Source organism: Virgibacillus sp. Bac330, from assembly GCF_003667845.1.
Classification (GTDB): domain Bacteria; phylum Bacillota; class Bacilli; order Bacillales; family Amphibacillaceae; genus Virgibacillus; species Virgibacillus chiguensis.
Genome location: NZ_CP033048.1, coordinates 2376400 through 2395775, shown reverse-complemented (window position 1 = coordinate 2395775; position 19376 = coordinate 2376400). Strand labels below are relative to the sequence as shown.

Annotated in this window: 20 protein-coding genes, 1 tRNA gene and 1 pseudogene; 16 read left to right on the top strand and 6 right to left on the bottom strand. The window is 36.8% G+C overall.

Going from position 1 to position 19376, the window contains the following annotated elements; translation table 11 throughout:
• The first annotated feature begins 127 nt into the window (after positions 1 to 127).
• From D9780_RS11220 to D9780_RS11185, 8 genes are all read left to right on the top strand, one after another.
• A complete protein-coding gene (locus D9780_RS11220; RefSeq protein WP_121640140.1) occupies positions 128 to 1798 on the top strand; it encodes a glycerol-3-phosphate dehydrogenase/oxidase in 1671 nt (556 codons plus the stop codon).
• Positions 1799 to 2230: 432 nt separating this feature from the next.
• Positions 2231 to 3229, top strand: coding sequence for a tetratricopeptide repeat protein (locus tag D9780_RS11215; RefSeq protein WP_073007546.1), 999 nt, complete (start codon positions 2231 to 2233; stop codon positions 3227 to 3229).
• Between the two features lie 88 nt (positions 3230 to 3317).
• Positions 3318 to 4271, top strand: a complete 954-nt coding sequence (gene trxB / locus D9780_RS11210) for a thioredoxin-disulfide reductase (RefSeq protein WP_240458668.1) — start codon at positions 3318 to 3320, stop codon at positions 4269 to 4271.
• Between the two features lie 468 nt (positions 4272 to 4739).
• Complete coding sequence (locus D9780_RS11205) at positions 4740 to 5210, top strand: NUDIX hydrolase (RefSeq protein WP_073007544.1); 471 nt, start codon at positions 4740 to 4742, stop codon at positions 5208 to 5210.
• A gap of 51 nt (positions 5211 to 5261) precedes the next feature.
• Positions 5262 to 6143, top strand: a complete 882-nt coding sequence (rapZ, locus tag D9780_RS11200; RefSeq protein WP_073007825.1) for an RNase adapter RapZ — start codon at positions 5262 to 5264, stop codon at positions 6141 to 6143.
• 1 nt (position 6144) lies between these two features.
• Positions 6145 to 7104, top strand: a complete 960-nt coding sequence (gene yvcK / locus D9780_RS11195) for a gluconeogenesis factor YvcK family protein (protein ID WP_073007542.1) — start codon at positions 6145 to 6147, stop codon at positions 7102 to 7104.
• A gap of 180 nt (positions 7105 to 7284) precedes the next feature.
• Positions 7285 to 8229, top strand: a complete 945-nt coding sequence (gene whiA / locus D9780_RS11190) for a DNA-binding protein WhiA (RefSeq protein WP_121640139.1) — start codon at positions 7285 to 7287, stop codon at positions 8227 to 8229.
• 209 nt (positions 8230 to 8438) lie between these two features.
• Entirely contained in the window at positions 8439 to 8693 is a 255-nt protein-coding gene (locus tag D9780_RS11185; RefSeq protein WP_073007535.1) for an HPr family phosphocarrier protein, read from the top strand.
• 34 nt (positions 8694 to 8727) lie between these two features.
• Here D9780_RS11185 and clpP read toward each other — a convergent pair whose 3' ends face one another.
• A complete protein-coding gene (gene clpP / locus D9780_RS11180) occupies positions 8728 to 9315 on the bottom strand; it encodes an ATP-dependent Clp endopeptidase proteolytic subunit ClpP (protein ID WP_077705264.1) in 588 nt (195 codons plus the stop codon).
• Positions 9316 to 9537: 222 nt separating this feature from the next.
• Here clpP and D9780_RS11175 point away from each other — a divergent pair.
• Together D9780_RS11175 and D9780_RS11170 are read left to right on the top strand one after the other, a co-directional pair.
• Positions 9538 to 9610: transfer RNA gene (locus D9780_RS11175), tRNA-Arg, on the top strand.
• 453 nt (positions 9611 to 10063) lie between these two features.
• Entirely contained in the window at positions 10064 to 10462 is a 399-nt protein-coding gene (locus tag D9780_RS11170) for a RidA family protein (protein ID WP_116279218.1), read from the top strand.
• A gap of 530 nt (positions 10463 to 10992) precedes the next feature.
• Here D9780_RS11170 and D9780_RS11165 read toward each other — a convergent pair.
• Together D9780_RS11165 and D9780_RS11160 are read right to left on the bottom strand one after the other, a co-directional pair.
• The gene (locus D9780_RS11165) at positions 10993 to 12222 is read right to left on the bottom strand and encodes an NRAMP family divalent metal transporter (RefSeq protein WP_121640138.1); all 1230 of its coding nucleotides are present in this window, start codon (positions 12220 to 12222) and stop codon (positions 10993 to 10995) included.
• 19 nt (positions 12223 to 12241) lie between these two features.
• Positions 12242 to 13000: a LamB/YcsF family protein gene (locus D9780_RS11160; protein ID WP_121640137.1), complete on the bottom strand. Its 759-nt coding sequence runs from the start codon at positions 12998 to 13000 to the stop codon at positions 12242 to 12244.
• Positions 13001 to 13211: 211 nt separating this feature from the next.
• On the opposite strand from D9780_RS11160, the gene pxpB reads away from it, so the two are divergent.
• From pxpB to D9780_RS11135, 5 genes are all read left to right on the top strand, one after another.
• On the top strand, positions 13212 to 13961 hold the full coding sequence (gene pxpB, locus D9780_RS11155; RefSeq protein ID WP_121640136.1) for a 5-oxoprolinase subunit PxpB: 750 nt from the start codon (positions 13212 to 13214) through the stop codon (positions 13959 to 13961).
• On the top strand, positions 13954 to 14949 hold the full coding sequence (locus D9780_RS11150) for a 5-oxoprolinase subunit C family protein (protein ID WP_121640135.1): 996 nt from the start codon (positions 13954 to 13956) through the stop codon (positions 14947 to 14949). The genes pxpB and D9780_RS11150 overlap by 8 nt, the downstream gene beginning before the upstream one ends.
• Positions 14950 to 15052: 103 nt before the next feature.
• Positions 15053 to 15304, top strand: coding sequence for an atypical membrane-integrating protein (Mistic protein) (locus D9780_RS11145; protein ID WP_240458667.1), 252 nt, complete (start codon positions 15053 to 15055; stop codon positions 15302 to 15304).
• 85 nt (positions 15305 to 15389) lie between these two features.
• Positions 15390 to 15605, top strand: coding sequence for a hypothetical protein (locus D9780_RS11140; protein ID WP_073007515.1), 216 nt, complete (start codon positions 15390 to 15392; stop codon positions 15603 to 15605).
• 1 nt (position 15606) lies between these two features.
• Entirely contained in the window at positions 15607 to 15918 is a 312-nt protein-coding gene (locus D9780_RS11135; protein ID WP_073007513.1) for a YolD-like family protein, read from the top strand.
• A gap of 182 nt (positions 15919 to 16100) precedes the next feature.
• Here D9780_RS11135 and D9780_RS11130 read toward each other — a convergent pair whose 3' ends face one another.
• Positions 16101 to 16658, bottom strand: a complete 558-nt coding sequence (locus tag D9780_RS11130) for a shikimate kinase (RefSeq protein WP_121640134.1) — start codon at positions 16656 to 16658, stop codon at positions 16101 to 16103.
• A gap of 507 nt (positions 16659 to 17165) precedes the next feature.
• On the opposite strand from D9780_RS11130, the pseudogene aroD reads away from it, so the two are divergent.
• Positions 17166 to 17983, top strand: a pseudogene (gene aroD / locus D9780_RS21660) (type I 3-dehydroquinate dehydratase).
• Positions 17984 to 18239: 256 nt separating this feature from the next.
• Here aroD and D9780_RS11115 read toward each other — a convergent pair.
• Together D9780_RS11115 and D9780_RS11110 are read right to left on the bottom strand one after the other, a co-directional pair.
• Positions 18240 to 18920, bottom strand: coding sequence for a protein kinase family protein (locus D9780_RS11115; RefSeq protein WP_121640131.1), 681 nt, complete (start codon positions 18918 to 18920; stop codon positions 18240 to 18242).
• 41 nt (positions 18921 to 18961) lie between these two features.
• Positions 18962 to 19369, bottom strand: coding sequence for a ribonuclease HI family protein (locus D9780_RS11110; protein WP_121640130.1), 408 nt, complete (start codon positions 19367 to 19369; stop codon positions 18962 to 18964).
• Positions 19370 to 19376: the final 7 nt, after the last annotated feature.

Genomic DNA, 19376 nt, shown 5'->3' with positions numbered 1-19376 from the left:
TGATGAATAATATTCGTTTATCCTTTTATGTGTAAATATATTTTCGTTCCATTTTATACATGCGTATCCTGTAAATGGGGTATGGATATATAGAAACAATAGTCGAATATTTAGGGAGTGATGGAGAATGCATACTTTTTCAAGCTTTCAACGTGAGGATAACTTAAAACATATGGAAAGTAAGCAGCTGGATTTATTGGTCATTGGCGGAGGGATTACTGGGTCCGGTATTGCTTTAGACGCTACAATGCGAGGGATGAAAACAGGGCTAGTGGAGATGCAAGATTTTGCAGCAGGAACTTCTAGTCGTTCAACAAAACTTGTCCATGGAGGGCTTCGTTACTTAAAGCAAATGGAAGTTAAAATGGTAGCAGAAGTAGGACGGGAAAGAGCCATTGTGTATGAAAATGGCCCACATGTAACAACGCCAGAATGGATGATGTTGCCGTTTTATAAAGGAGGCACATTTGGACCAGTTACGACAAATATTGGTTTGCGCGTATACGATTTGCTAGCTGGTGTAAAAAAATCAGAACGGCGAAAAATGTTAAATATGGAAGAGGCTTTGGCAAAGGAACCGTTGATTAAACAAGATGGCTTGAAAGGAGCCGGTTATTACGTAGAGTATAAGACGGATGACGCCCGATTAACGATCGAAGTATTGAAAAAAGCTGTACAAAAAGGGGCACATGCAGCTAACTATGCTAAAGTAGTGGACTTTATATATGATAAAAATAAACAAATAACAGGTGCTATTATTGAAGATCAAATTAAAGGAAAACGTTATCAAGTGCATGCAAAAAAAATGATTAATGCCGGTGGACCATGGGTGGATGAGTTAAGAGAAATAGACGGATCGAAACAAGGGAAAGCGCTACATTTAACAAAAGGGGTTCATCTTGTATTCTCAAAAAAAGTTTTCCCATTACAACAAGCTATTTACTTTGATAGCCCAGATGGTCGCATGATTTTTGCAATACCTCGTGAAAATGTAACCTATGTCGGTACAACAGATACGAGTTACAAAGGGGATATCGCGAATCCGACAACGACAGTTTCTGATCGTGACTATATTTTGAATGCTATTGATTATATGTTCCCGTCATTAAAAATTACTGCCGACCATGTAGAATCGAGCTGGGCTGGTTTACGCCCATTGATTGCTGAAGAAGGGAAAGACAATCCAGGAGAAATATCACGTAAAGACGAAATATTTGTCTCTGATTCTGGGCTGATTTCAATGGCTGGGGGGAAATTAACCGGCTACCGTAAGATGGCTGAAGATGTCGTGGATAAAGTTACACAGCAGTTAAAAGAAGAAGAAGGTATCTTATATTCTAAATCTGATACAGTACATCTCCCAATCTCAGGTGGAGAAGTTGGTGGTTCGCAAGGGTTTGCCAAATTTGTTATTCGTAAGACAGAAGAAGCAGTCTCAGAAGGGATGGATGATTCGACAGCTAGACGATTAATTTACAGGTATGGATCGAATTTTGATAAGATCTTAGAATTTTACCGTGATAGACAGCAAGAAGCAAGTGCTGAAGGAATTGAACGTTGTCTTTTTGCAGAACTTGTATATGCGTTAGAGTACGAGGCAGCGTATAAGCCTGTAGACTTCTTTATTCGACGAACTGGGGCATTATTTTTTGAAATAGAATGGGTGAAGGCTCATAAAGACAAAGTTATTTCATATATGGCTAAGGTATTACAATGGACGAAGGAGGAAGTAGAGAAGTATACAGATGAATTAAGTTTAGCAATGGAAGAGGCTATTCATCCGGTAGTAAATAATTAAAAACAGAAACGGGCATCTATTAGGAGATGCTCGTTTTTGTTGAAAGTTCACGGAGTTTTGTACAGAGATAAGAAAGTATAAAAATTTGATGTTATGTGATAACCAAATAACCGAATGAGCCACGTCCGACTCCATCGCCCAGCACTTAGGCGACTTCACGAATCGCCTTACGATAAGTCATCATCGTTTCGTTCCTAAATAGGAAGACAGACTAAAGACGTGCTTGCCGGAGTGCGCCGGCATACTCCTGTTGCAGGAGCATGATTCCTAAAACTTTCGTTGATTCGTTCCACTCGCTACGTTGCTAACCGGGCGCTTGCGCCTTTGTTCCTGTAGGATAGCTTCAAGCTTTACTCTTATTCGAACCTATACCAACGTGCTATTAAATATGGTATAATTTAATTTGTATGTCTACAAATTAGGGGGATATTTATGCAGCAAGTTACGAGTAAAACGAAAGGAAAACAAAATAACGTTCTCCCTTTTATTCCTGAAGGTGATTTTTATTTTACAAAAGGTATAGAAGCTTTCCAAAAAAGAAAATTTGATAGTGCTGTCAAGTGGGTAAAAAAGGCAATTGATCACAAGCCTGATGAAACTTTATATCAATGTCAATTATCTATTATATATACGGAAATTGGTGCATATCATGCTGCAAATGACCTTTTAATGAATATACTAAAGGTTTCTGAGAATGTCGATTGTTACTATTTAATAGCAAACAATTTCGCTCATTTAGGCTTATTAAATGATGCAAAAAAGTACGCTCATCTCTATATGGAAAAAGATCCGAATGGCGACTTTAAAGAAGAAGTACTCCATTTATTGGAACTACTAGAAATTGAAGAAGACCTAGAGGATGAAGAGTTGGAAGAAGAGGATGAGCTTCTTATCTACCAGGAAACGGTTTTTTACCATATGGAGCATCATGAGTGGGAAAAGGCGATGCATATTTTAGAGGAAATGCTTGTCTTGTTTCCAAATCAACCAAATATAAAGCATGAATACGCAGAAACGCTCTTTTTTTTAGGTTATGAACAGCGAGCGGTTCATATGGAGCTTGAAGAAATGGAATCAAATCCAACTTCACTATATGGGTGCAGTAATTTAGCTATATTTAATTATTATTTAGGTCAAATGGAAGCATATAATTTCTATATCGAGCCATTACTAAAAGTATATCCAATTCACGAGCAACAAAAATTACGTATTGCAGTAACATTAGCCCGAACAGGGCAGTATGCAGCTGCTGTAGATAGGTTTAAAATGCTTAAAAAAGACAAATTGAATGGGCATCTATCTTATTTTCGCTTTTATGCATTAGCTTCATACCATATAGGAGACCATGAAAAAGCCATGTCTATTTGGAGGGAAGGGTGTAAAAAACATCCTGAACTAAAAAACGAAAATACACCTTGGCATGAGTGTTGAAGCGCCTTGAGCAGAATAATAGACGAAAGTTGTTTTGTTTATTAAGCTAAGTATGGCTGAATTATTTATGAGAAAAGAGGCGAATACAATGTCTGATATTAAAATGTATGATGTAATCATTGCAGGAGCAGGCCCAGCCGGAATGACTGCGGCTGTCTATGCCTCTCGAGCTAATCTAGAGACACTAATGATTGAACGTGGTATACCGGGTGGCCAGATGGCGAATACAGAGGATGTTGAAAACTATCCAGGTTATGATCATATTTTAGGACCAGATTTATCAAATAAAATGTTTGAGCATGCGAAAAAGTTCGGTGCTACGTATGCGTATGGTGATATTAAAGAAGTAATAGATCATGGAGCGTACAAAACGATTGTTGCTGGACAAAAAGAATACCATACGCGAGCACTTATTATAACTACTGGTGCACAATATAAAAAATTGGGCATTCCTGGGGAAGAAGAGCTTAGCGGTCGAGGGGTTTCTTATTGTGCTGTTTGTGATGGAGCGTTTTTTAAAGATAAAAACCTTGTTGTTATTGGTGGGGGAGACTCTGCAGTGGAAGAAGGCATTTATTTAACGCGATTCGCTAACAAAGTAACCATTATTCATCGACGTGATGAATTACGTGCCCAACGTATTTTGCAAGATCGTGCTTTTGACAATGAAAAAATCGACTTTATTTGGGATACTGTCGTAGAAAAAATTAACGAAAGCGCCGGGAAAGTAGGAAGCGTTACGTTAAAGAACAATAACACTGGTGAAACCTACGATCATGAAATTGATGGTGTATTTGTTTATATCGGCATGGTACCTTTAAGTGAACCTTTTACATCGTTGGGTATTACCAATGAGGAAGGGTACATTCCAACCAATGAAAATATGGAAACAAAAATTCCTGGTATATTTGCTGCTGGTGATATTCGCGAAAAAACGTTACGTCAAATTGTTACAGCGACTGGTGATGGAAGTATTGCAGCTGAACAGGCCATTAAATATGTGGAAGATTTAATGGAAGAGTTAAAAGCAACACATTCGTAATTAGAGGTTTCTTTTAAGAAAAATTTACGATTAGTCATTGCTTTTTAATCGCGCTGTAATATAAGCGCAATATTCATGGGTTATAATAAAAATAACTAATTGACCCCCTTTTAATAGATAGATTAGTTAATGGACACAGATCACGTATCTGTGTTTTTTTCTGTTTTTAGACGTAAAGTATAACAAAAACAACAAAGATTTTCCCAAAAACACCCGGGTGATAGACAAGTTTTTGCGAAAAGAAGAAACGAAGACACTCCCGAAATTTGTTCTTGCTGTGTCATGAAGCGAAAAAGTCTGTTTTTCTCTCTCTTTAGTAGCGCCTCATTAGCATATGTTTCCATCTTCATATCATAGCTTGTCATTCTCTTGCTTTTAGGAAGTTTCATTTTCAACATAAAACTAGTATAATTAGATAGGGAAAGAAAGTTTGTTTATTTAGTTTCGGTTCATTTAGAGGTGATAGGAATGCAACAAGTAGCAAATTGCATATTATTAAAACAAGACCACATTTTATTATTAAAAAAACCGAAGCATGGCTGGTATGCAATGCCTGGTGGAAAGATGGAATCTGGTGAAACGATAAAAGAAGCCGTTATTAGAGAATATAAAGAGGAAACTAATTTGACTATTCAAAATCCGCGTTTAGCTGGGGTATTTACATTCAATGTTTTACAAGATGATCAACAGATGAAAGAATGGATGATGTATACATTCACTTGTCAAGACTACAGCGGTAAACTGGCAGATTTTTGTAGAGAAGGAGAGCTGCAATGGGTTCCCGTGAATCAAGTGTTACAGTTACCGATGGCTGAAGGTGACCGGTTAATTTATAAGCATATTCTGGAAAGTAAACATGTTGTATCAGGAACTTTTACTTATACACCTAAAGATGATTTGATTACCTATCGAATAGATGGTTCGTCCGATACGAAGTAATTTTCTAATGTCATTCTGCAAGGAAGCCAATGAAAGAGGGAGATAATGAATATGAGTAAAAATCTTGAAACAAAATTAGTAATTATTACAGGAATGTCAGGTGCCGGTAAAACGGTTGCAGTGCAAAGTTTTGAAGATTTAGGGTACTATTGCGTTGACAATCTTCCTCCTACATTATTGCCAAAATTTATTGAACTCATGAGAGATTCTACAAACAATATACAGCGGGTAGCTATTGTCATGGATTTACGTGCTAGAGAATTTTTTGATTCCTTGTTTGAATCTTTGGATACTTTAGCAGATGAAGAATGGTTAGATGAACATGTTCTATTCTTAGATGCAAAAGATGAAAAGCTTGTCAGTAGGTATAAAGAAACGAGGCGCTCACATCCGCTGGCGGTTGGAGGTTTACCGCTTAATGGAATCCGGCAAGAACGAGAAATATTGGATGAACTAAGAGGAAGAGCACAAAGAATTATTGACACGACGAATTTAAAGCCGAGAGAGCTTCGTGAAAAGATTGTTCAAAAGTATTCAGAAGAAGATCAAGAAGTATTTTCTGTGCACATGGTTTCATTTGGTTTCAAATATGGTCTACCAATTGACGCCGATCTTGTATTCGATGTTCGTTTTTTGCCGAATCCTCATTATGTAACGAATTTACAACCATTAACAGGTTTAAATAAAGATGTATCTTCTTATGTATTTCGATGGACAGATACACAAAAATTTATCGTAAAAGTACTTGATTTATTGCAATTCATGTTACCACAATATAAAAAAGAAGGAAAGTCACAATTGGTTGTTGCCATTGGTTGTACTGGTGGGCAGCATCGCTCCGTCGCACTGGCTGAACATTTCGCTAAAGAATTGCATAAAGATTATATTACACACGTCACGCATCGTGATATTGATAAAAGAAAGGGACAATAATATGACTGAGGAGAAACGTCCGAATGTAGTAGTTGTTGGAGGGGGAACGGGGATGCCTGTCCTACTCCGAGGTCTGAAGGATTTACCTATTCATTTAACAGCATTAGTTACTGTAGCCGATGATGGAGGAAGTACGGGAAGGTTACGTAATGAAATGGCAATTCCTGCTCCAGGGGATATTCGTAACGTGATTGCAGCTTTATCTGATGCTGAACCGATGTTAATTGAATTATTTCAGCATCGTTTTGATGTTTGTAATGGCTTATCTGGTCATTCACTTGGAAATTTACTCCTAGCAGCAATGAGTTCGATTACGGGGAATTTTAATATGGGGATTAGAGAAATCTCTCGCGTCCTAAATGTAAAAGGAAAAATATATCCGATCTCAAATGATAACATGTCGCTCCATGCTGAAATGGAGGACGGGACAATCGTGTCTGGGGAGTCGAAAATTCCTTTATCTAACAAAAGAATAAAACGTGTTTTTTTAAGCCCACAGCCTGTTGAACCATTACCGAATGCAGTACGTGCTCTAAATAATGCCGATTTAATCGTTATTGCACCTGGTAGCTTGTATACAAGTATCATGCCGACCATCATTATGCCACAAATAGCAGAAGCAATAAAAAATGCAAAATGCCAAGTGGTATATGTTTGTAATGTCATGACGCAAGAGGGCGAAACTACTGGTTATACAGCTGCTGACCACGTGCAAGCTATTTGTGATCATATTGGAGAAGCAAGTGTTGATGCGATTGTCGTACATAATGAACCCATTGAAAAAACGATACGAGAGATGTATGCAGAAGAAAACGCTTCTCCCGTGGTATATGATATAGAGCGTTTAATAGGTATGGGCCTGCAAATTATAGAGGGAGATATTATTGATCCGACACAGCCTACTTTAAGGCATGATAATCATAAAATTGCATCATTGCTACATTCGCTTTTGAACAAATGAATATTGTAGATAAAAAAGGTGTCACGTCAATTTTGTATTTGAAGAACTAGTGTAATAGGAGCAAGAAAGGAAATAGCTTTCACAGAAAAATTTATTTTAAAAACGAAACAATGTAATCTGTAGCCTTGATGGCCGCCATTAATAGCACCTACTATTGATCTGTAGAAGGGAGGGATAAGTATGTCCTTTGCTTCCGAAATAAAAAAAGAATTAACAGCAATCGAAGTAGATGATTGCTGTAAATATGCGGAATTAGCTGCATTAGTTCGAATGAATGGGACAATTTCAATATCAAAGCAAAAATATACTTTGGATATACAGACGGAAAATGCTGCTATAGCGAGAAGGATTTATTCTTTAATTAAAGCAACTTATAATACAAGAGTGGAATTATTAGTAAGAAAGAAAATGAAATTGAAAAAAAATAATGTATATATTGTTCGTTTGAATGAAGGTGTAAGACCAATTTTGGTAGATCTCCATATTTTGCAAGAACCAATGACGTTTAATCGGGTTATTTCTGATCATCTTATTCATAAGTCTTGTTGTAAGAGAGCTTATTTGCGTGGAGCATTTCTTGCTGGTGGGTCAGTGAACAATCCAGAGACGTCTTCTTACCATCTGGAAATTTTTAATATTTATGAGGAACATAATAATTCATTTTGTGATTTGCTTAACCAATTTGAATTACATGCTCGTAAATTACAACGAAAAAACGGGTATATAGTTTATATAAAAGAAGCAGAAAAAATTTCAGAATTCTTAAGTATAATTGGTGCTTATAATGCTCTATTTAAATTTGAAGATGTGCGTATTGTTCGAGATATGCGCAATTCGGTTAACCGTATTGTTAACTGTGAAACAGCAAACTTAAATAAAACAATTGGAGCAGCTTTTCGCCAAATTGAAAACATACAGTTCATTGATCGTACAGTTGGTTTGGAGCAGTTACCAGAAAAGCTCAAGGAAATTGCTGTTCTCCGTGTAAAACACCAAGAAGTTTCCTTGAAAGAATTAGGTGAATTAGTAGAAAGTGGTAAGATATCTAAATCAGGTGTAAATCATCGTTTGAAGAAAATCGATGACTTCGCCGAAAAAATTAGAAATGGCGAGTTTGTACCTTAATCTTTGCTTACAAAATGTACCATGATATAATGGTTGTAAATTATAAATATTTTGCATAGATAAGATAACATGGAGAGGGGTTCCTCTCTTCCATGTTGTAGTAATAGTTTGCATAAAGTAAAAGCAATATGGGAAGGCTTTTAGGTTGATTCTAGCGATATCAGAGGGTAATGATAACGCTTACTGTAGAGGGAGAGAGGATGATCTAATTGGTTGAACGGATAATTAAAGTAAATCTTTCTACTGGTCTACAAGCTAGACCAGCAGCGGAATTTGTTCAAGAAGCAAATCGTTTTCATGCTCATGTTTTTATTGAAAAAAATGGGAAAAAAGTGAACGCAAAAAGCATTATGGGATTAATGAGCATAGCTATAGTTGCTGGAGAAGAGATTACACTTATTGCTGACGGAACAGATGAAGAACAGGCTATTGAAAGGTTAACAAAGTTTGTTTCTGAAACATAGAAAGCCACCCAAAAAGGGTGGCTTTCTATGTTCTTTAATCAGGTTTACGCTCTAGTACCTTATCAATTAAACCATATTCTACAGACTTTTCAGCTGTCATGAAGTTATCGCGATCTGTGTCACGTTCAATGACTTCAATTGGCTGTCCTGTTCGTTCAGAAAGGATTTGATTAATTTTTTCACGCATTTGAATGATTCGACGTGCATGAATCTCTATGTCTGTTGCTTGCCCTTGTGTTCCACCTAGTGGTTGATGAATCATTACCTCACTATTAGGTAATGCGTAACGTTTGCCTTTGGCACCCGCAGTTAATAGGAATGCCCCCATAGATGCTGCCATTCCTGTACAGATTGTAGAAACGTCTGGCTTAATGAGTTGCATCGTATCGTAAATTGCCATGCCGGCAGTGATTGATCCACCTGGTGAGTTGATGTATAGTGAAATATCTTTTTCAGGATCCTCTGCGTCTAGAAATAATAATTGGGCTACAATGGAATTTGCAACGTTATCGTCAATCGCACTTCCTAACATAATGATTCGATCTTTAAGTAAGCGTGAGTAGATGTCATAGGCGCGTTCACCGCGGTTAGTTTGTTCAATTACTGTTGGTATTAAATTCATAACAATTATCCTCCTCTATCTATTCGTATATCTTTGATATCGATATATTTATCATAACTAATAGGTCAAATAAGGTCAAACAATAAACATTGAAGTTTGACAAATATACTTCCATTTATTCCCGTTTTCTATGAAAATAAACATACAAAAGAAAAAAGGGGTTGTCTATTATTAGAATACAGGTTATAATATCCTATGTGTCTTCATTCAAAATAAAAATATGCGCCCGTAGCTCAGGGGATAGAGCAACGGTTTCCGGTACCGTGAGTCGGGGGTTCAAATCCCTCCGGGCGCGTAAAAAAGATTTTATATCCGAGAAAACCATCGGAAGTTTTTATGGTATCTCATACTGTAATTTTTTATGATATTAGATGACTAAAACGTCTCTTTTTATTACTGTCTATGTAAGTAATAAAAGGGGCGTTTTTATTTTTTCTATAAAGGAATAGTTGTGCAGTACAAGTGCAGCATGCCAAAAAATGAATGGAATTAAAAAATCTAATGAGGTTAATTCTTAATGCTATAATTGTGGATTTAAAAAGAATGTGGTATATTGAATAAAGAATTTACTTTGTCATCTTTAAGGAAGGAGTATCTAGCTCATGAAGAAAAAAATACTTGCTTATTTATCAATGGGATATGGATACTCTACTGCTGTTTTTTTCTAAAAGTTATATAAATTGGTGAAGTGTGCCCAAAATAGCTTTTGAAGAATAATAGTAGAATAATTTGATGGCGAGGTAATAAAATGAACGGAAAAATTACTAGAAAAAACCCTGTAACAATGCCCACTCCAGTGGGTAACTATACGCATATTACAAGAATACCTAAAGAAGCAGATCTTTTTGTAACCTCAGGGCAAATTGGAGTGGACATGAAGGGAGATATCCCGATTGATTTTAACGCTCAAGTTAAAAACACCTTTATTAATATGAAACATGTTCTCGAATCGGAAGCATTAGATGAGAATAACATCATTAAAGTAAATATTTGGGCTACAGAAAAGATCGATTGGGACTATCTATATTCTGAGTGGGATGGCCTATTTGGTGAAAATTACCCTGCAATGACGATTGGCTATATTTCTGAATTAGGCTTACCTGAAATAAAGATTGAAATTGAACTATGGGCGGCTAAGCCTGAATAAAAGTATTTCTTTGCATTTTGGAATTTGTTTTGTATGCACCCTCCATTATTACTCATTTCGTAGCAATGGAGGGTGTGTTTTATATTTGCTGGAAAGTTTCATATTGATGTTGGAGTAATACGCCCTAAAGAACAGGCAAATTAATTACAACTTAGCTTGAGGTGTGGGGGTTCTCTCTATCGGTTCAAGGATACGCTTAATTTGTACTATAGTAAACTACCATGGCACGCATTTCGAGCCAGCATCTATTATGGAAATAACTAGTAAATGAAGTGGACGAACCGCAGAAGCCAGCATAAGTCGTTCACATGGGAAGCATTCAGCTGTTTTTGCGTAAATTTCTACTTCCGAAATCCGGGTTTTAAACTTACGAATGAAGGGAAAGGATTAGCTGCATTTTGAGAAAGATATTGGATAGGATCCGTGTGCATTTATAACTCCCACACAGATATGCGAGGGAAAGGAACACAATCCAAAAAGATAGGTTCCTTTCTCCTCGATCTATAAAGATTGGCGCTAACCAAGTTTTTCTAAAAAAACAAAGGAATTTGCTCTACCATTGTTAGAATGCCTAAGTAACCCATCAACACAACTACAATTCCTCCAGTTATTGTTAACCAAAGTGGATGTTTATACGAACCAACAATTTTTTTCTTATTTGCAGCCACCAATAGGGTTCCTAAAGCAAGTGGCAAGATAAGGGCATTTAAAGCCCCTACTAATATAAGCATCTGAACAGGTTTGCCAATGAAAGCAAATGTAGCTGTAGAAATGATAATAAATAAAATGGTAATCCAATTATGATATTTTTCAATCGTTGGACTAAAAGAACGAATAAATGAAACAGAGGTATAGGCTGCTCCAACTATAGAAGTTATAGCTGCTGCCCACATAATTACGCCAAACAGTCGATACCCTATATCACCAACGGCTAGTTGAAAAACGGAAGCTGGGGGATTGCTAGGGTCTATGCTTAGTCCTTGTGAGATAACACCGAGAACTGCTAAGAATAAGGCCACACGCATTACACCTGTAACAACGATGCCAGTTATAGAACTTTTTGTTACGTAGGATAAATTTTTTTCTCCTTTTATTCCAGCATCTAACAAACGATGTCCACCTGCAAAGGTGATGTAACCACCAACAGTTCCTCCAACTAAAGTAATGATGGCATACATGCTAATTTTTTCTGGCTTTACCGTGTTTATCATCGCTTCTCCAACAGGTGGAGAGGTTTTAAAAGCTACATAGAGCATTAATAATATCATAATAAAGCCAGCAACTTGTACCACTTTATCCATTGCTTTACTGGCCTCTTTTATGGTGAAAATCAAGATAGCAAAAATGGCGCTTATTATTGCTCCATAAATGGGGCTTAAACCGAGCATAGCATTTAAACCTAGGCCAGCTCCAGCAACGTTTCCTATATTAAAAGCGAGACCTCCTAACACGATGAGAATTGCTAAAATAATGCCAAGCCCAGGGAGGACTTTATTAGCAATTTCTTGACCTCGTAGCTCTGTTACTGCAATAATCCTCCAAATATTTAGCTGTGCAAACACATCTAATAATAAAGAAACGAATATGACAAAGGCAAAACTTGCAGCTAACTGTTGTGTAAATACAGTCGTTTGTGTTAAAAATCCTGGACCTACTGACGAAGTCGCCATTAAAAAGGCTGCTCCAAGAAGAATGCTTCTGTTAGATTTCTTTTTCACTTTTTTTGTCTCAAGTTGAGAATGTATTTTCTTTGCAGTCATGTAGTTTTTCCTTTCTCAATTAAACTGGGGAAATTCGGATGTTGTGTTTTTGGAACGCATCGGTTATATAAGCAGCAAATTCAAGAGCATGTTTACCATCTCCATGGATACAAATGGTATCTGCTTTTAGTGGAACAGCATTGTTTTGTGTAGAAATGACTTTACTCTCTGTCACCATACGAATTACTTGCAATACTGCTTGTTCTCTGTTGGTAATTAATGCATTATTTTCATTACGAGAAGTTAATGAGCCATCTGATTGGTAAGTGCGATCGGCAAATACTTCGTGGGCAGTCGTCAAACCGATTTTTTCTCCGGCTTTCGCAAGTTCACTGCCAGATAAAGCATACAATACTAGATTTGTGGAAAAATCATTTACAGCTTGCGCAATGGCAGCAGCCAATTCCTTGTCTTTGGCGGCCATATTATATAAGGCGCCGTGAGGCTTCACGTGTTGCATTTGCGCATTGTATGTAGTTAAGAAAGCATGTAGTGCGCCAATTTGATATACAACCATATCATAAGCCTGTTGAGCTGTGATCGCCATCTCTCGCCTTCCAAATCCAATTAAATCTGGCAAGCCAGGGTGCGCTCCGACCTTCACTCCATTTTCTAGAGCCAGTTGCACTGTTTCTCTCATTACAGTAGGGTCTCCGGCATGAAAACCACAAGCGATGTTAGCTGAGGAAACATACGTTAAAATTTCCTTTTGTTCACTTAGTTTATACCTTCCGAAACTTTCTCCCATATCACAATTTAAGTCTACTTGATATACCATTATCTTCTTCCTCTTCAATAGATTTAATACTAGTTTTTAAATTTTTAGTATAAAGAAATAGTAGCATATTGTTTTTATGTTGAAAAGATTGTTATTTATTGTTTAATTAGAATTTTGTCACATGTCATATTGACGTACTATTTTTATAAGTCGTATAATCAGTATATGTTTTTATCATTATTTCAAAAAATGGATTAAAGAAGGTAATTGGATGAGTTGTGTTCTAAATAAAGTAAAGATTTGGCCGTTTAATGAATCTGCTCTTATAGTACAATTAGGAGATGATTTAAACCCAATCGTACACCAAAAAATATTGCATTTCGTAACTCTTTTAGAAGATACCCCTTTTGTTGGATTTATAGAATGTGTGCCTGCTTACCTTAATGTGACTGTTTATTATGACCCTTATACGGTGTATGAATCGCAGCCTTTTCATATAACACCTGTATCTCCTTTTGAGATCGTAAAGACTTACATAAATGGGCTACTACATAAATTAAACGATGACAGGAAAATATTTATTGGCCAAAAGGTTGTCATCCCTGTTCTCTATGGTAGTGATTATGGTCCAGATTTAGAGTATGTCGCCAATTATCACAATTTGTCCATCGAGGATGTCATTCGTATTCATACGGAAAAAGAATATTTGGTCTATATGCTTGGTTTCGCTCCTGGTTTTCCTTTTATTGGTGGTATGAGTAAACAAATTGCTACTCCTCGCAAAAATACACCCCGCTTAACTATTGCACCAGGATCAGTGGGAATTGCTGGAGCACAAACAGGGGTATATCCTTTAGCGACGCCAGGAGGCTGGCAAATTATTGGCCGTACCCCCATTGATTTATTTTTACCTGATCAAGTACCGCCATCCTTGTTAAAAGCTGGTGATACGATACAGTTCGTATCCATATCCCTGGAGGAGTATAGGCAATATCGACGGGGAGGGAAGGAGAATGAATAGTGTACGTGTGCTCCAGGCAGGTCTGTATACAACAGTTCAGGATTTGGGTCGATTTGGCTATCAAAAATATGGAGTAATTGTAAGCGGACCAATGGATGCTTATTCTTTACGGATTGCTAACTTGCTTGTAGGAAATGAGGAAAAAGAAGCGGTAATAGAAATGGCGTTAGCTGGAGCAACCTTACAATTTAATGAATCGCATGTTATTGCTATTACTGGAGGCGATTTAACGCCCAAATTAGATGGGAAACCAGTACCTATGTGGCGTCCGATTTTAGTGAAAAAAGGTTCTGTTCTCCAGTTTCGATTTGCTATTAAAGGGTGCTATGCCTATGTTTCCTTTGCTGGAGGTATTCATGTACCAAAAATAATGGATAGTAAAAGTACGTATGTAAGAGCTGGCATAGGTGGATATGGTGGAAGGACCTTACAAAAAGGCGATACTTTTGCTTGTGGTGATAGGAGTCTTATAGCAGAAGCACTCGTGCATCAATTAGAACGCGCCCCTGATCATTTATCTTGGTCAGTCAATCCTTCTCCACTCATTACCTTTCATAATCATTCATTCATTCGAATTATGAAAGGTAATGAATTTGAGCAATTCGATAAAAGAAGTAAATACGCGTTCTTTCATGAAAATTATACCATTACAACGCAATCAGACCGAATGGGGTACCGCTTAACGGGTCACTTGCTATCCTTGACTGAAAAATTTGATATGCTTTCCGAAGCAGTTACATTTGGAACCATTCAAGTTCCTCCAAATGGACAACCTATTATTTTAATGGCCGACAGCCAAACTACAGGAGGTTATCCAAAAATTGCTCAAGTTATTTCGGCCGATTTAGCCACGCTTGCTCAAACACGACCAAATACTTCTGTTCGTTTTCAAGAGGTGCGTTTAGTGGAAGCGGAGGCGATATTGTTAGAACATAAGCGTATATTACAGCAAATAGCAGCTCGTATTAAATGGAAAGCCTTAGGATGAGCGAGAATATGTGCTGCGAGAGGGGTAGGGGGTGAAAAAGCGCTTTTCCTTTTTTTATAGTTTGTTCGTTTTGTTTTTGGGGCAAACTTATGGAAGGTGATGCATGATGAAGGCTTCAGAAGAAGAAAGTAAACAATTTGATAAAGCGTTAGATACTTTTATTGAGCTGTATAACAATATGGAAGCGGACGCCCCCCTCATTTCTTTTACTGATGATGTTGTCGAGCAAATTGAAGCAGCTAAACAAGTATATGGAGAAGCTCTTGTTCACGAAAAAATTAATTCCATTGTTCGAGAAGCACTTTCCTTGGTAGCATTAACGAAAGATCGGCAAGATACAGAATCTCAAGCGTAGGTTTCTTTTGCAATGACTAAAAAACGTACACACGTCCGGTTTTTTGTGGTATAATGAGAACAAACGTTCTTTAGGGGGCTATACGATGAACTCCATGTTACAGTGGTCAAAGGAGAACAAGCAAAAACTGGTTCTGTTTTATATGGATCAAAATAATCAAATAACACAACGATTCATACGTGTGATAGAGATATACGAAGACGCATTTATAGCATTTTGTTTTTATCGTAAAGAAGTTCGCAGGTTTAAATTTAGCTATATCCTTTCTTGTGATCGTGTGAAAAGAAAGGGAAGTGCATAAGATGAAGATATATGATCGAGGGACGATAAAATGGACCTCTATGATGTTACCAGAGCATGTGGATGTACTTCAGGATATGTGGGAAAAGCTTGAGCGCAAAAAAATGCCTATTTTGGACGAACAAAAGCTGGAGGAGTTGGATGTCCAATTACAAGCTGCCGTTCGTCAGGGTATCGTTATTGAAATTAAGTACTTCAATGGTCGTGATTTTTTAACTAGCAAAGGGAAGGTAAAGCAGATCACAAATGAGTGTCTTTATTTGCAATCAGGCAAAGCAATCAAGCGGAGGCAAGTGTTGGATATATGGACGTAGTAGTATGATGGTTGGTCTGCATTTCTAATTGGTGGGCCGCCCTTATGTGTATGACAAAATAAGGGAATGCTTTTGCTATCGCCAGAAAGGCTTGGCGATAGCCAAATTATTCTAAATCTGATGGACATTTATTAGCTCTTGAAAGTATCTTCGTTTATAAATATCACTTGTTGACATCCTACCTATTTCGTTTGCGGTTCGTAAATATCCCAAGCTGTTTTTAAAGCTTTTACAATATAATCTGCTACTTCTTCTATCATGAGAGAATCGGTCTGTACTGTTGAATGATGCGTTTGATAGATGACTTTACGTTCATGAAATAATTGCTTGATTTCTGCTATGCTTTTTCCTTGTAACACAGGTCTACTGTCAATGAGTAAATTAATTCTATCCTTCCATGAATCCCAAGATAAATCAAGGTAGAAAACAATACACTTTTCTAAGCAAATGCTTCTAATTTCCTCTTGTAGGAAAGCACCTCCACCTAATGAGATGATTTTTAATTTTTGCTCACATAAACTACGAATGATCTCTTTTTCTTTTTTTCTAAAAAACGGTTCGCCATATGTTTTAAATATATCTGTGGTTGGCATTTTAAATATGTTTTCAATGACCTGATCAGCATCAATAAAATCTCTGTACAGTTTTGCAGCTACTGATTTACCGATAGAAGTTTTACCAACTCCCATAAATCCAATTAAAACAATGCTTTTTTGACGTATAGGGGTTTCATTATACATTGGGTTACCTCTTTCTTTTTGACTTGCAAATAAAGCGAGTCTTCTATTTAATAAGGATCTTATTCTTCACTCATTTGGTTATTCATATGATTTACATGTTCTAATTTGGGGAGCGGAGGTGTAACAGCCCCTTACATCAAAGAAGTTTTGCTATCTTTCATTAGAGAAAAATACATGTAATAAGATTATTTTATTTTATAATGGCGCATCGGCTTCTAGCTAGTCATTACTTTTAACAAAAAGCAAACAATAAGTTATATTTTATTTATTATAAGCGAAAAGCTAGTAACTTGTACAAGGAAAATTATATTTTTGTTGGCAATCCTGTCTAATAGACTTATAATAAATATTTAATAGAAGCGGCGATATGTAAAACAGATGATTTGCTATTGTCTATGAATGATGATCAGGCTTGAACCAAGGTGCTGACTCCCAGCGGAAAGAGCATGAGCTTGCGCTTTTTGCGAATGTCAAGTATGTATAAAATTTCAAACAGAAAAACATAAAATGTTCGTAATAATGGGTGAAATAGTAAAAATAGTATACGAGGAGGCGTTAGGTGTGGAGACGGTAAAAATTAAAAATTTACATTTAGGAAAAGGAATGCCAAAGATTATCATTCCAATAATGGGAAAAACATTGCAAGAAATGAGCCATGAATTAAGTGAAGCTAAGCAGGAAAAACCTGATATGATAGAATGGCGTGCGGATGCTTTCTTACATGTCAATAATATAGAAAAAGTACTTCGTTCACTAGCAGAAATTAGAAAGTTAATCGATGATATTCCATTGCTTTTCACCTTCCGTACTTATAAAGAAGGGGGAGGAAAGAAGTAACGCTTAACTACTATGAAGAATTATTAAGTCAAGTTATAGAGTCAGGATGCATTGATGTCATTGATGTTGAACTATACATGGAACAAACGATTACAGAAAGACTAATACAATGCGCTCGACAAAATAATGTAATTGTTCTAATGTCTAACCATGATTTTCAAACCACTCCCGCTAATGGAGACATGTTAGCACGTCTAATAGCCATGCAAGAGACTGGAGCAGATATTGTAAAATTAGCGGTAATGCCGCAAAATGAAGAAGATGTTTTGCGTCTATTACAAGTTGCGGCAAAAATGAAATCAACCTATGCCCAAAAGCCATTCATTACTATAGCAATGGGGCCATTAGGTATATTAAGTAGGATTGGAGGAGAAGTTGTAGGTTCTGCCGCTTCTTTTGGCTCGGCGATACAAGCTTCTGCTCCCGGACAAATAACAGCTGTTGAATTAAGATATATGCTACAAACGATCCATCGTTATTCGAAATAATAATAAAAAGCTACCTCGCTATAAAACGATGTAGCTTTGCTTGTTGAAAGTTATTTTTAAAGTACTTCAAGCAATCCACAAGAGTGGAAAATGGTGGAGTTGTTGGCGACGAATAGAGAGAGTTGAACTTCTTGAACTTTTAGGAAAACATAAGATTAGACGACAAGCTAAGTTTTTCTCATATTTTTGATTAACAGAATAGAACGGTTTCACTAGGGAAAGTATAAATGTTTTAAGATTTATCGCATAAGCAACATTACGGCTTTTTCCACATTGAATTGGCAATTAGACCAGTTTTTCTAACATGCTTTCGCCTACCAAGCAACCTGCTCGTTAGTTTGTTCTTATATAATGTCGCAATGCTTCGCAAAACCAAAATTGGTATTCTATTTGGGCAATACCTCTTGAAATAGATGGAATGAAGATAGAATTTAATATCTTCCCACTGCTGGTCATACTCCTCCTGTTTAAATCTAGCAACATCGATTACTTTAATCGTATTCGCAGGTGTAAGAATAATATTTCGTAGATGGATATCAGCTGGGTTTAGACCTTGTCGTTTTGCATATGCAAATGCTTGATCAGCTTCATCAATATGCTTCTTTGTAAAAGGGATTCCTTGAACTAAACAATCGTATAAGGTAACTCCGTCAATATAATCGAGTACGAGATAATTAGCACCACTTGCGTATAGCTCCGGAAATAAAGCACAATCTTGTAATTGTTCATAAACAGTAGCTTCTTCGCGCGCTATATGCTCATAACCTGATGGAAATACTTTAATTACTCTATTTGTCGATCGGATTTTACATACAACTGCACTTCTTCCGCTTCCGATAAGCGTTAAAGCAGGGGACATACTAATAATAGTAAATCCATGCTTTTCTTCCCTTATGCTTATACTTGCTACTAAAACAGATATTTCGCCAGGGTCCAATGTAAACACTCCTTGTCTAAACAAGAATAACTTAAAAAACCTCAACTATTCTGCCTATTTGTTTGGTGCTGAATAGCTATTCTAGCTAATTTGTCTGCTTGCTTATTTTGTTTTTCCGGAATCCATTTAATAAAAAAGTGCGGAAAATCAGAGGCGAGCTCACATATTTGGTGTAATAATGGGATGAACAGGGTGTTTTTGGTGTGATTTTTCTCGATTGTATCTACAACGATTCTAGAATCAGATCGAAAAGATAAAATATCAGAAGGGAATGTATCTTTGCAGATCATTAAAGCTTTAATAACTGCATGAAATTCCGCTTCATGGTTGGAAAAATCCCCTAAAAAATAGCTGTATTTATAATGTTTCTGTCCATGTTTGATATAAACACCCGCACCACTTGGTCCTGGATTACCACAGGATGCACCGTCTGTATATACCTCTATCATGCGCATG